Below are 13,266 nucleotides of genomic sequence, written 5' to 3' on the forward strand. Positions count from 1 at the left end.
GGCGGGACGGCCCGTGGCCCTGGCCGGGGAGCGGTCGTGGAATGCCGGCATCTCCGCGGAAGCCGGGCCGACCGGCCGGGGCGGCGGGCCGAGCGTGCGGAGTCGTGGGGCGTGGAGCCGGAGCGGGCGCGGCGCGGAGGTCACTGCGGCCCACCGTCCAGCCTCGCCTTGAGCCAGCGGCCCACGACGGTCACCGCCACCACCACCGTGGTGACCGCGGCGCCGGGAAAGACCGCGATCCACCACGCGCGCTGCAGGTGGTCGCGCCCCTCCGAGAGCATGAGTCCCCACTCCGCGGCGGGCGGCTGCGGGCCGAACCCGAGGAAGCTGAGTCCGGCCGAGAGCACGATGGCCGTCCCCGCGCTGATGGTGGCCAGCACGCTGACCGGTCCCAGGGTGTTGGGCAGGACGTGGCGCAGGACGATCAGCGGGCGCGGTATCCCCATCACCACGGCGGCCTGCACGTACGCCGACTCGCGCACCACCAGCACCCGGGAGCGGACCAGCCGGGCGTAGCCGGGGGCGGCGGCCAGGCCGATCGCGACGAGCACGTTGACCGGCCCCGGGCCGAGCACCGTCAGCACGATCAGCGCCAGCAGCAGCTCCGGGAACGCCAGCCCGACGTCGACCGCCCGCATCATCACGCGGTCCAGCAGCCGGCCGCCGAACGCCGACACCGAGCCGACGGCCGTGCCCAGCAGCACGCCCAGGGCGGTCGCCCCGACGCCGATGGACAGCGACGGCCACGCCCCGTGCGCGACCCGCGCGAACACGTCGCGCCCCAGCTGATCCGTGCCGAAGGGGTGCTCCGGTCCGGGCGGCCGCAGGGCCGCGCCGAGGTCGGACGCGGTGGGCGAGTGCACGGCGAACCACTCCGGGCGGGCGGCCACGACGGCGAACAGCAGCAGCACGGTGCCGGCCAGCACCGGCGCCGGCGGGACCCGCCACCGTGGGCCGGCCGCCCGCAGGGCCGCCTCGGGCACTCCGAGCGTGGTCATGGCGCCTCGCTTGCGCGCAGCCGCGGGTCGACGACCCGGTACAGCGCGTCGACGGCCAGGTTGACGGTGACGAACGCCGCCGCCGAGATCACCACGACGGCGTTGACGACCGGGATGTCGCGGGCGGTCACGGCGGAGACGAGGACCCTGCCGAGCCCGGGCCGCGCGAACACCGTCTCCACGAGCACGGTGCCGCTGAGCAGGCCCGCGAACACCCAGCCGGCCAGCGTCAGCAGCGGAACGGCGGCGTGCCGCAGCGCGTGCCGGACCAGCACACCGGTCCGACCCACCCCGCGGGCGCGGACCGACGTCACGAACGGCTGGCCGAGCGTGTCGTCCAGCTCGCGCCGCAGCACCTGCGCCAGCACGCCGGCGATCGGGACGGCGAGCGTGAGGGCGGGCAGCACCAGGGCGTGCGGGCCGACGGCGCCGGGTCCGGGGAACAGCCCCCAGCGGAAGGACAGGAAGGTCAGCGCCACCACCCCCACCCAGAACGATGGGACCGCGGCGCCGACCAGCTCGGCGCCGGAGATCACGGCGCGCGGGAGGCCCCGGCGCCCCGCCGTCGCCAGGGCCGCGGTGCCGGCCAGCAGGACCGCGAGGACGAGCGCGGCCACGGCCAGCTCCACCGTGGGCCACAGCTGGTCGGCCAGCACGTCGGCCACCGGCCGGTCCAGCCGGTAGGACCAGCCCAGGTCCAGGGCCGCCAGCCGGGCGAGCGCGGTCAGGTACTGGACCCACAGCGGCGCGTCCAGGCCGAGTTCGGCGCGGACCCGGGCGCGCAGTTCCGGTGAGGCTCCGACGAGCGGGCCCAGCACCGCGTCGACCGGATCCCCGGGGATGAGGTGCAGGACGCAGAAGGAGATCGTGGCCGCTCCCCAGACGACCAGCAGCGCCGAAAGGAGCCGCCGGGCGGCTCGGCGCGGCAGGGACGGCGTCACTCTGAGCCGCCCTCGCCCAGGCGCACGTCGTAGAACACCGGCCAGGCGGACGGGTCGAACGCCAGTCCCTGCACGGCGGGCGCGGCGGCGATGACGCGCGGCTGCACGAACGCGGGCAGCGCGTAGCCCTCCTCGACGACGCGGCGCTGGACCTGCGCGTAGGCGGCGGCGCGCGCCTCCGGGTCGGACTCGGTGAGCCCGGTCTCCAGCCAGGCGTCGATCCGCGGGTCGGACAGCCGGGAGGCGTTGGCCCCGCCGTCGGCGAGCTGCTGGCCGGAGTGGTAGAGGGTGCGCAGCATGTCCGGGTCGGCGCGGCCCCAGCTGAAGGCGATGATGTCGTACTCGCCGTCGTCGCGTGTGGGGACGTAGGAGCCGTCGCCGAGCGGGGTGATGCGCAGTTCGATGCCGGCCTGGCGGAGCTGGTCCTGCACCGCGGTGTCGTAGGTGATGCGGTCCTCGCGCTGGTAGGTGGGATCGTAGAGCAGCTCGATGCTGAACCGCTCGCCGCCGCGGGTCCGGTACCCCTGTCCGTCGCGCCCGGTGTAGCCGAGTTCGTCCAGCAGCCGCCCGGCCTCGGCCGGGTCGTGGGACCAGCCGCCCTCCAGCCCTTCGTCGTAGCCGAACGTGGCCGGGGTCAGCGGGCTCCACGCCCGGTCGTACTGGCCGGAGTACAGCGTCTCCGTGATCTGGTCGAGGTCGAGGGCGGCGCGGACGGCGAGCCGGGCGCGGCGGTCGTCGAAGGGCGGCCGGGTGGTGTTGAAGAAGTAGGTGTAGCCGGCGCCGGGGGAGTCCTGGCGGACGATCCGGGCGCCGCCCGCGGTCTCCAGCGTCGTGATGTCGGCGGCCGGGACCTGGTCGATGACGTCGACCTCGCCGCTGGTCAGTGCGCCGGTGCGTACGGAGTTCTCCGGGATGAACCGGATCACCAGCTCTTCAAGGTGGGCCGGCCCGGTGTGCCGGGCCGTCGGCGGCGCCCAGTCGTAGTCATCGTTGCGGGTGAGGACCGCCTGCTGGCCCTCGGTGAACCCGGTGAAGGTGAACGGCCCGGTTCCGACGTGCCGCGGGCCGCCGTTGCACAGGTCGGTGCCGTACTCCTCGATGGAGGCGGGGGAGTGGAAGCCGAGATAGGTGGTGCTCAGCGCCTGGAGGAACGGGGCGTGGGGCTCGGTCAGCTCCACCTCGACCGTGTGGTCGTCCAGCACTTCGGAGGAGGCGTAGGGCTCGATCAGCTGGGCGGCGTACTGGGAGCCGGTCTCGGGGTCGGCGATCCGGTCGAGGTTGATCTTGACGGCCTCGGCGTCGAACGGCGTCCCGTCGTGGAAGGTCACGTCCTCGCGCAGGTGGAAGGTGTAGCGCGTGCCGTCCTCGGACACCTCCCAGGACCGCGCCAGCCACGGCTCGACGGTGCCGTCCGGGCGCTGGGCGACCAGCGAGTCGTAGACGTTGCGCTGGAGGGCGGCGGTGATGTCGGCCGGGCTGACGTGCGGGTCGTAGCAGTCCGGCCCGACGTCCACGGCGAAGGTGAGGGTGCCGTCGGCGGGCGCCTCCGCCGTCGGGGAGCCCGCGCAGGCCGTGAGGACGGCGCTGAGCAGGACCACGGCGGACCCGGTGCGGACGTGCGGTGATCGCGAGACGGGCATGGACCCTTCCAGGGGCGGCGCCGCGACGCGGGCCGTGGGCAGGGGCGCGTCGCGCGGGACAGGGCGGCCGACGGGGGCGGCCGCGCGGACGCCGCCCATCATGATCCCGGCGCCGATATGCCAGGCAGATCGGCGTTTGTACGGTGACCATCACTCACAGGCTTGCAGTGGGCCGTTCGTCGCATCCCCGGCCCAGGTCGCGCGGCCGGCCGCCCGCCATCATGTGCCGGGCCAGCCGTCGCTGGCTTTCCGGATCGGCCGGGCTCTGCAGGATCAGCAGCGAGTCGGGGTCGTCGACCGGGCGCAGCGCGGCGTAGGTGAGCCGGACCGGATCACCGGCCGGCCGCACGGCGAGCTCCGCCACGGTGAGGTCGGCGACGCCCTGGCAGTCCCACCAGTCGGCCAGGTCGGGAGCGTCCTCGCGGAGCAGGCCGTACACCTCCTGGACCCGCTTGTCGTCGCCGATCGGCCCGGTCTGGGCGCGGAACTGGTGGAGCACCGCCACCGCGTAGGCCCGCCAGTCCACCACCAGCCGGCGGGCGCCGGGGTCGGCGGCCAGGTACCACATGAGGTTGCGCCGGCTCTCCGGCAGCTCGGCGGGGTCACCCCAGACGCTGGCGTAGGCGAGGTTCCAGGCGGAGAAGTCGAAGCGGCGGTCCAGCAGGACGGCCGGCCCGTTGGTCCACTGGTCGAGCAGCGGGTCGAGGCGCCGGGCGAGTGAGTCGTGCCGCTCCTCGTCGGCCGGCGGCGGCTGCAGGCCGGCGAGGATCAGCATGTAGCGGTAGGACGCGCCGTCCAGGCGCAGCGCGCGGGCGATGGCGTCGAGGACCTGCTTGGAGGCGTTGACCCGGCCCTGCTCCAGCCAGCTGTACCACGCGAGCCCGACGCCGGCCAGGGTGGCGACCTCCTCGCGGCGTAACCCCGGGGTGCGCCGGCGGGGGGTCTCCGGTAGACCGACCGCGGACGGCGGGATCTGCTCGCGGTGCGAGCGCAGGAACCGTCCCAGTTCCTTGCCACGGGCCGGTTCCTTCCGGCGTGCGGAGGTCGGGCGGTGATCGGGGCCGGGCATGGCGCCTCCCTGGGGCGACGGACGCGACCCCGCCAATCTACCTATTTCCCACTTGTGAAATAGAATTTCGTGGTCGTTTCGCCGCCCCGGCGGTCCGGCGGTGGGAACGGTCACGCCTCGTCCGGCCCGGACGGCGGCATCGCGGCACCGCGCCGGACACGTGGCGCCAGCCCGGCCGCGAGCAGCGCCGCGACCCCGGCCAGCGCCCCGCCGACCGCCGCCATCCCGATCCGCTGGTCGGCGACGAGCCCCACGGCCCAGGTCCCCGCTCCCGCTCCGATGTACAGGCAGGCGGTGTTCCAGGAACTCGATGTCGCACCCAGGCGCGGACGCAGGTTGATGAGCAGCGTCTGCACGTCGGTGCCGAACGCTCCGCTGGCGAAGAACCACACCATCACCGCGGCGAGGCACACCCACAGCGGCGCGCCCAGGGCGGCGACCACCACGCCCGCGGCGAGGAGCGCGCACCACAGCACGACGAGGCCGGTCCCGCTGCGCCCGAGCCGGCGGGCCCGGTCGCCCAGCCGCCCGGCGGCCAGCGATCCGGCGAAGCTGCCCGCGCCGACCAGGATTCCCAGCAGGCCGAGTTGGTCCACCGTGAGCCCGAAGCGGGCGTGCAGCACCACGCCGAGGAAGGTGTAGGCGCCCAGGTTGGCCGCCTGCAGGAACAGCACCGTCACCAGCACGTGCCGCAGGGTGCCGTCCGTCCACACCGTGAGAACGGCCCGCAGGTCCGTCCCGCCCGGCCGGGGGGCGTCCGGCCAGCGGCCGGGCCGGGTCTGCACGGCCACCCCGGCCACGGCGACCGCCGAGAGCAGCGCGAGCAGCAGGAACGGCGCGGGCCACCCGCCGAGCCCGACGCTGAATCCGCCCGCCGGTACCCCGAACACCTGGCCGGCCGCGAACAGCGCCATCCCCGTGCCGATGGCCCGTCCCCGGCTCTCCTCGGGCGACGTCTCGGCCAGATGTGCCCAGATCGATGGCCCGGCCATCGCCGCGCCGAGCGCGCCGAGCACCCGCGCCGCGATCAGCACGGCCAGGGACGGTGCCAGACCGGCGACCACGTTGCTCACGCAGAACAGCGCCGCGCCGGCCACGATGGTGGGGTAGCGGCCGAAGCGGTCGGAGAGCACGCCGAGGAACGGCGCCCCGGCCGCGTAGGCGAGGGTGTAGGCGGTGACGGTGTGCGCTGCCGCCACCTCGCTGACGTCCAGGTCGGCGGCGATCGTGGGCAGCAGCGGGGAGACCAGGAACGTCTCGGTGCCGATGAGGAACAGCAGCAGATAGACACCCGTGTAGCCGAGCCAGGCGGGGGCGCGGCGTGACGTTGCCGGTGTGGAGGTGCCGGAGGGGGCGGTCTCGGACACGGTCGACTCTTCTCTTCCTCATGGGTGCGGGTGCGGGTCTGCGCGTCTGCGCCGGGCCTCCCCGTGCCACGGCGGGCACGGCCGGAGCGCAGGCGGAGGCGTGGGCTGTGGCCGGGCATGCGGCGGCCACGGCACCGATTCTCGGCAGCACGCCGCGCGCGGGCCAGAACTGGGAATGTGCTGTGACCTCGGGTCACAGGCTGACGGGGCGGCGGCCGGTGCCGGGTGCGGCCTGACGATCCTGCGCCCTCCTGTCAGGCCCGATCCCGGTGAGAATGGAGCCCGGGTCCGGGCGCCACAACCCCTCGTCGTCCCGTCCGCGCCGACGCCGGGGACGATGGCCGCCGGACCCGGCGTGCGCGTCTGTGGCCAGTGGGTGGACCTCGCCGTGGCCAGCGATCACGGAACCGCGCGGCAGGCCGAGCCGAACCCCGGATGCCGATGTGGGAGTCGATGACCGACGAGCGGCCGCCCGGCAATGTGACCCGCGTCGCCGCGCCGGCCGGCCGAGTCGAGAGCGACACGGAGGGAGAGGATCCGATCGGATCCTTGTTTTCCTACTATTCCGGTTTCTAAATTCGAGTTAATCGCTGCCGCCACGGCCAGGAACGGAAACCCCGACTGTGCTAGTGATCACGAACGCGCGACCGTCCGTCCTCGCGAGGATCGACCGGATCCTCGTGGAGAACGGCCTCACCCACACCCGCCACCCGGGCCCGGACCGGTGCGTGTTCGCCGTCGACGGCCACGCGGGCACCGCCACCGTCACCCGGCTGGCCGCCACCCCCGGCGTCATCGACGTCCTCACCGCTCCCGGCGACCAGTGGTTGTCCGCCCGGCGGGTCCGGCCACGGACCACGCGCGTCGACGTCGGGTTCGGGGTCGAGGTCGGCGGGGACGCCTTCGTCGTGGCCGCGGGCCCCTGCGCCGTGGAGAGCCAGGCCGTCCTGAACGACATCACCTCGGTCGTGGCCCTCGGCGGCGCGTCCATCCTGCGCGGTGGGGCCTTCAAACCGCGCAGCCACCCGGCGAGCTTCCAGGGGCTCGGAGCCGAGGGGCTGGCGCTGCTCGCCCGGCAGCGGGAGATCACCGCGATCCCCGTGGTCACCGAGGTGCTCGACCCGCGGCACGTCGCGGCCGTCGCCGAGAGCGCCGACATCCTCCAGATCGGCGCGCGCAACATGCACAACTTCGAACTGCTCAAGGAGGCCGGGCGCAGCGGCCGCCCGGTGCTGCTCAAACGTGGCCTCGCCGCGACCGTCGACGAGTGGTTCGGCGCCGCCGAGTACGTGCTGCGCACCGGCAACCCGCACGTCATCCTCTGCGAACGCGGCATCCGCACCTTCGAGCCCGCCACCCGGTTCACCCTCGACCTCGGCGCCGTCGCCGTGGCCAAGCGCCGCGGCCACCTTCCCGTACTCGTCGACCCCAGCCACGCCACCGGCCGTCGCGAGCTCGTGCGCCCGCTCGCCCTCGCCGCCGCGGCCGCAGGGGCGGACGGTCTGCTGCTCGACGTGCACACCGCGCCCGAGACCGCACGCTGCGACGGGGCGCAGGCGCTCACGGCCACCGACTTCGACCGGCTCATGGCGGACCTGCGCCCCCTCCTGCGCGCGCTCGGCCGCCCACTCGCCTCCGACACCCGTGTCCTCGCCGAAGGGAACCCCACGTGACGTCGACCGACCTGGAACCACGCCACCCACGCCCGGCCGCCGTCGTGACCATGTCCGCCGCCGAACGCGCCGCGCTGTGGCGGCGGCGCGTCGTCGAGGCCACCGCCGGCATGACCGACCACCTCGTCCGCCGGCACCCCGAGACCGCTGTGACCGAATGGCCGCACACCCTGTCGGAGATCCTCGCCGGCCTCCCCGAACCCGGCGACGAGGACCCGGCGGCGTGGCAACGGGTGTTCTTCCGCGCCCAGGCGCTGATGGAGCACTTCCTCGTCTCCCGCTACGGCCTGGCCGAACTCCAGCACTGGGCGCGCGCCAACGCCACCGTGCACCGCCGAGTGGAGCCCGAACGGGGCGGCGGCGCCGCCGACGTCGTCACGCGGCTCGCCGGGCAGGCCGAACTGTACGGCTCCGACTACGAGGTGACCCACGCCGGTCCCTACCGGGCCGGGATCACCATCACGCACTGCGCCATCTGGGACTACCGCGAACGCGCCCGAGCGCGCGGCGTCCCCATCACCCTGGAGTCACCCTGCCAGTACTGCACGCTCGCCACCTCCGCGAACTTCACCGTCCGGGGCTACCGCGCCGGCCACCGCCTGCTGGACGGCCCCGACGGGCACGGCTGCGAGTGGGAGGCGTCCGCCCCCGCCGGGCACCGGCCCGCTCCGCCGGCTCCGGGACGGGAGGGCTGAGCGGTGTGCGGCATCTCCGGACAGGTCGACTTCGACCGTGACCTGCGCGGCGCCGGCGACATCGCCGCCGGCATGGCCGACTCCATGGCCTGCCGCGGCCCGGACGCGCACGGCGTCTGGCTGAGCCGGCACGCCGCGCTCGGGCACCGCCGACTCGCGGTGATCGACGTCGAAGGCGGTGCACAGCCCATGGTCGCCGAGGAGGACGGCGCCCCGGTGGCCGTCATCACCTACAGCGGCGAGGTGTACAACTTCTCCGGCCTCCGCCGCGAGCTGAGCGCGGCCGGGCACCGCTTCCGCACCCGATCCGACACCGAGGTGGTGCTGCGCGCCTACCTGCACTGGGGCGCCGGCGCCGTCACCCGGCTGGTCGGCATGTTCGCGTTCGCGATCTGGGACGTGCGCGCCCGCCAACTGCTCCTCGTCCGCGACCGCCTCGGCGTCAAACCGCTGTACTACGCGCCTCTGGGCGGCGGCGTGCTCTTCGGATCCGAACCCAAGGCCATCCTCGCCCACCCGGAGTTCCCGGCCGAGGTCGACGCGGAGGGACTCGCCGAGCTCTTCGCCGTCCCGGCCGCCCCCACCCCCGGCGCCGCCGTGTACCGGGGCATGCGCGCGGTCCGCCCCGGTCACCTCGTGCGGGTGTCCCCCGAGGGCGTCACCGAGACCCGGTACTGGGGGCTGGAGTCCCACCCGCATCCGCACGACCTCCCGACCACGGTCCGCACCGTCCGCGACCTGCTGGCGGACATCGTGGCCGGGCAACTGGTCAGCGACGTGCCGCTCGGCCTGCTGCTCTCGGGCGGACTCGACTCCACCGCCGTCACCGCGCTCGCCGCGGCGCACACCCGCGAAGCCGGCGGCACCGACAAGCTCGCCACGTTCGCCGTGGAGTTCCCCGCCGACGAGCGGCCCGAGACGCTGGGCGCCTGGAACAGCGAGGACGACGCCCCCTACGCGCGGGCGGCCGCCGCGCACCTGGGCACCGCGCACACCGTGGTCGTCGTGGCCGGCACCGAACTCGCCGCCGAGCGCGGCGTCGGCCTGGCCGCCCGGGACCTGCCCGGCTGGGGCGAGCCCGACGTGTCGCTGCACCTGCTGTTCCGCGGGATCCGGCGGCACGTCACCGTGGCACTGTCCGGTGAGGTGGCCGACGAGGTCTTCGGCGGCTACCCCTACTTCCACGACCCCGCCGCGGTGGCCGCCGACACCTTTCCGTGGCTGCACGCCGCCGTCCTGCCCGAGGAGCTGCTGACCCCCGAGGCCCGCGCCGAGATCCGCCCCGGGCGGTACCGGGCCCGGCGCTACCGGGAGGCCCTGGCGGAGGTGCCGCGCCTGGCCGGCGAGACACCGCGCGACGCGCGGCAGCGGGAGATCGGTTACCTCGCCCTGACCCGCTGGCTGCCCGCCCTGCTCGACCGCAAGGACCGCATGAGCATGGCCACCGGCCTGGAAGTGCGGGTCCCCTTCGCCGACCACCGGCTCGCCGAGTACCTGTGGAACGTGCCCTGGGACCACAAGACCCCGGGCGGCGCCGCCAAGGGGCTGCTGCGGCGCGCGGTCGGCGACCTGCTGCCGGCCGCCGTGGCACACCGCCGCAAGAGCGGGTACCCGGCCAGTTCCGCCGACAGCTACGCCACGGCGCTGCGCGACGGCGTGCGGGAGCTGCTGGCCACCCCCGACGCGCCGGTGTTCACCCTGGTGGACCGCTCGCGGATCCGGCGCGCGCTGGCGGCCGGGCAGGTGCTGCCCGGCCCGCGCGCCGCGCCGCACCCCACCGGCGGACTCGACTACCTGCTGGCGCTGGACGCCTGGCTGCGCGGCCACCGGGTGCGGATCCGGTGACCGGCAGGACCGCCGCCTTCCGCGCGGCCGCCGGCGGCTTCGCGACCGGAGTCGCCGTGCTCGCCGCGAGCGACGGCGAGCACAGCTTCGCCAAGACCGTCTCCTCCTTCACATCGGTGTCGCTGGAGCCCCCGCTCATCTCGGTCGCCGTCGACTCCCGCAGCCCCATCGTCGCCGTCATCTGCGCCAGCGGCGGGTTCGCCGTCAGCGTGCTGCACGCCGGACAGCGCCACCTCGCCGAACGGTTCGCCGCTCCCGGGCAGGGCCGGACCCGCGGGCGGTTCGCCGCCGTCGCGACCAGCCCGGGGCGCAGCGGCGCACCGCTGCTCGACGACGCGCTCAGCAGGTTCGACTGCGCGCTGCACCACCGGCTGCCCGGCGGCGACCACACGATCCTGCTCGGCCGCGTCCTGGAGACGGCGCACGCCCCCGGAGCGCCCCTGATCTACCACCGCGGCCGCCTGCACGGCACGGCACCGTGCGCCTTCGCCGTGAAACCCCCGCCCGAACCCGACCGACGCCGATCGGAGCCGCCGCATGAGCGACCTTGAGGATCTCACCGCCGCCCAGGGCGTGCTGGACGGCAAGCGCTACCTCGACAGCCTCGACGACGGGCGGGAGGTCTGGCTCGATGGCGAACGCGTCAGTGACGTCGCCGGGCACCCGGCGTTCCGCGGCGCCGCGCGCGAACTCGCCCGCCAGTTCGACCTCCAGCATCACCCCGACCACCGCGACCTGCTCACCTGGGAGTCACCGCGCACCGGAAACCGGCTCGCGCAGTCCTACCGGCCGCCCCGCTCGGTGGCCGACCTGCGCGCGGTCCGGCGCGGCGCCGAGTTCTGGTTCCGCGAGTCCTGGGGCCAGCACGGGCGTTCGCCCGCGTTCATGGCGACCATCCTCGTCGGCCTCTACGACTTCCGGAACCGGCTGGCGGCGGCGCGGCCGGAGTTCGGCGCGAACGCCGAGCGGTACTACACCCACGTCGCCGAGAACGATCTCGTCCTCACGCACGCGCTCGGCGACCCGCAGATCGACCGGTCCGCCGACCCGGTCGAGCACCCGGACAACGCCCTGCGGATCGTCGCCGAGCGGCCGGACGGGATCGTGGTGCGCGGCGCCAAGCAGCTCACCACGCTGGCACCGCTCGCCAACGAGGTGCTCGTCTACCTCTCGGCGTCCTTCGCGCGGCGCGGCGCCGAACGGTTCGTCGTGTGGTTCGCGCTGCCCCTCGCCACGCCCGGCCTGCGCATCCTGTGCCGCGAGCCGTTCGGCGCCGCCCCCTACGGCCACGCGCACCCGTTCGCCGCGCGGTTCGACGAGCAGGACGCCATGCTGTTCTTCGAGGACGTCCTGGTGCCGTGGGACCGGGTGTTCCTGCTGCACGACGGCGCGCTCGCTCTTGAAGGGCTGCGCCGGATCACCGCCTGGAGCGCCTACATCGGTCTCGTCCGCTACCGGGAACGGCTGCGCACCCTGCTGGCGGTGGCCACGCTAGCCGCGGACTCGATCGGGGTGGCCGCCTTCCGCAACATCCAGGAGGACCTGGGGGAGCTCACCTCGTTCGTCCGCGTGCTGGACCACTTCATCGCCGCCGGCGAGGCCGACGCGCGCCCGACCGACGGCGGGCTGCTGGCGCCCGGCGACCTCGCCGCCACCGCGGTGTGGGCGGCCGAGACGTCCGGGCGCGCCGTGCAGATCCTGCGGCGGATCGGCGGCTCCGGGGTGCTCATGCAGCCCACCGAACGCGACCTGGCCTCCGAACTGCGGCCGCAGCTCGACCGGTACATGCGCGGGCGCGACATCGGCGCCGCCGAGAAGTCGCGGCTGTTCCGGCTGGCGTGGGACCTGGTGGGCGACGGCTTCGGGCAGCGCCAGGACCTCTATGAGTTCGTGCACCGCGGCGACCTCGCCCGCAACCGGATCAACCTCTTCCTGCGCCACGACCAGGAGGACGTCCTCGGCCGGGTCCGCGAACTGATCTCCCGCCCCCTGTGAGCGCGGCCCGCGAGCCCGCTCGCCCGGCACCGGCCCTCCGCCCGCCCCACGACACGGAGCAGACCATGACCACCGACGCCGAGCTGACCGGCCGCGCCGCCACCATGGAGGGCTACGACGACATCCGGCACCTGCGCCAGGGACAGGACATCGACTGGGTACGCCGGCACGCCCCGGCGGGCTGGCGGACGGTCGCCGACCTCGGGTGCGGCACCGGGGCACTGCTCCGCGCGTTCCTCGACGCCGAACCCGCCGCCACGGGGCTCGGCGTCGACGGCTCCGCGCACCGCCTGGCCCGGGCGCGCGCCGTGCTCGCCGACCTCGGCGATCGGGTCCGGTTCCGCCACGCGGACCTGCGGCACCCGCCCGGCCTCGGACGCCGGTTCGACGTCATCACGATGACCTCGGTGCTGCACTGGCTCCACCCCGACGAACACGCCGTGTTCCGCTGGATCGCCGCCCACCTCGCCCCCGACGGCCGGGTGCTGCTCACCACCCACCACCCGGCGCTGGACGCGGACGGTCTGGGCGGCGAGGACGAGATCGTCCGCGACGCGGCCGCCGACCTCGGTCTCGCCTCGCCCGAGAAGTTCCCCGACCTGCTCCGCCGGCACGGCGTCACCCCGATGGGGCGTCGCGCCCGGCCCGCCGCCGACGTCGCCGCGCTGCTCGCCCCCGCGCTGGAGAGCGAGATCGTGCGGGAACGCCGGCCCGCCATGCGCCCGGCGGACGGGGCGGAGCACGTGCGTTTCCACCTCGCCACGTTCGGCGACCACTTCAGCCGTCTCGCCGGCCCCGACCGCCAGGTGGCGTTCTTCGACGCCGTCGCCCGCGCGGCGCAGCGGCGGCTGGACGAAACCGGGTCGCTGTACCCGATGACCGTGCGCCTGTGGCGGCTGCGCCGTCGCGAATGAGCACGATCGCGGACCGCCCGCCGCCCGGGCAATCACCGGATCACTCGGACGCCGGGGTCTTCGCACGCGCCGGACCGGCGTCCGGCCAATCGCCCCTGCACCGGCCGGATCAGGAGCGCACGAGGGCGG

General features: G+C 74.9%; 11 protein-coding genes. 6 read left to right on the plus strand and 5 right to left on the minus strand.

Going from position 1 to position 13,266, the window contains the following annotated elements:
- Positions 1 to 140: 140 nt before the first annotated feature.
- The 5 genes from DEF28_RS06720 to DEF28_RS06740 form a co-directional block, all read right to left on the minus strand.
- On the minus strand, positions 141 to 998 hold the full coding sequence (locus DEF28_RS06720; RefSeq protein ID WP_114397799.1) for an ABC transporter permease: 858 nt from the start codon (positions 996 to 998) through the stop codon (positions 141 to 143).
- A complete protein-coding gene (locus DEF28_RS06725) occupies positions 995 to 1,939 on the minus strand; it encodes an ABC transporter permease (protein WP_114397800.1) in 945 nt (314 codons plus the stop codon). Before DEF28_RS06725 ends, DEF28_RS06720 begins: the two co-directional genes overlap by 4 nt.
- Positions 1,936 to 3,579: an ABC transporter substrate-binding protein gene (locus DEF28_RS06730; RefSeq protein WP_147280116.1), complete on the minus strand. Its 1,644-nt coding sequence runs from the start codon at positions 3,577 to 3,579 to the stop codon at positions 1,936 to 1,938. Before DEF28_RS06730 ends, DEF28_RS06725 begins: the two co-directional genes overlap by 4 nt.
- 154 nt (positions 3,580 to 3,733) lie before the next feature.
- Complete coding sequence (locus tag DEF28_RS06735; protein ID WP_114397802.1) at positions 3,734 to 4,648, minus strand: helix-turn-helix domain-containing protein; 915 nt, start codon at positions 4,646 to 4,648, stop codon at positions 3,734 to 3,736.
- 110 nt (positions 4,649 to 4,758) lie between these two features.
- Positions 4,759 to 6,015: an MFS transporter gene (locus DEF28_RS06740; protein ID WP_114397803.1), complete on the minus strand. Its 1,257-nt coding sequence runs from the start codon at positions 6,013 to 6,015 to the stop codon at positions 4,759 to 4,761.
- Positions 6,016 to 6,638: 623 nt separating this feature from the next.
- On the opposite strand from DEF28_RS06740, the gene aroF reads away from it, so the two are divergent.
- The 6 genes from aroF (at position 6,639) to DEF28_RS06770 (ending at position 13,137) form a co-directional block, all read left to right on the plus strand.
- Positions 6,639 to 7,688, plus strand: coding sequence for a 3-deoxy-7-phosphoheptulonate synthase (aroF, locus tag DEF28_RS06745; protein ID WP_181874291.1), 1,050 nt, complete (start codon positions 6,639 to 6,641; stop codon positions 7,686 to 7,688).
- The gene (locus DEF28_RS06750) at positions 7,685 to 8,383 is read left to right on the plus strand and encodes a hypothetical protein (RefSeq protein ID WP_114397804.1); all 699 of its coding nucleotides are present in this window, start codon (positions 7,685 to 7,687) and stop codon (positions 8,381 to 8,383) included. Before aroF ends, DEF28_RS06750 begins: the two co-directional genes overlap by 4 nt.
- A 3-nt stretch (positions 8,384 to 8,386) precedes the next feature.
- Positions 8,387 to 10,228 (plus strand): asparagine synthase (glutamine-hydrolyzing), encoded by a 1,842-nt coding sequence (asnB, locus tag DEF28_RS06755; protein ID WP_114397805.1) that lies wholly within the window; start codon positions 8,387 to 8,389, stop codon positions 10,226 to 10,228.
- On the plus strand, positions 10,225 to 10,779 hold the full coding sequence (locus DEF28_RS27465; RefSeq protein ID WP_158562771.1) for a flavin reductase family protein: 555 nt from the start codon (positions 10,225 to 10,227) through the stop codon (positions 10,777 to 10,779). The genes asnB and DEF28_RS27465 overlap by 4 nt, the downstream gene beginning before the upstream one ends.
- Entirely contained in the window at positions 10,766 to 12,223 is a 1,458-nt protein-coding gene (locus tag DEF28_RS06765) for a 4-hydroxyphenylacetate 3-hydroxylase family protein (protein ID WP_181874324.1), read from the plus strand. The genes DEF28_RS27465 and DEF28_RS06765 overlap by 14 nt, the downstream gene beginning before the upstream one ends.
- Before the next feature lie 65 nt (positions 12,224 to 12,288).
- Complete coding sequence (locus tag DEF28_RS06770; protein ID WP_114398384.1) at positions 12,289 to 13,137, plus strand: class I SAM-dependent methyltransferase; 849 nt, start codon at positions 12,289 to 12,291, stop codon at positions 13,135 to 13,137.
- Positions 13,138 to 13,266 lie beyond the last annotated feature (129 nt).

The organism is Marinitenerispora sediminis (genome assembly GCF_003336425.1).
In the GTDB taxonomy this organism is placed as follows: Bacteria; Actinomycetota; Actinomycetes; order Streptosporangiales; family Streptosporangiaceae; genus Marinitenerispora; species Marinitenerispora sediminis.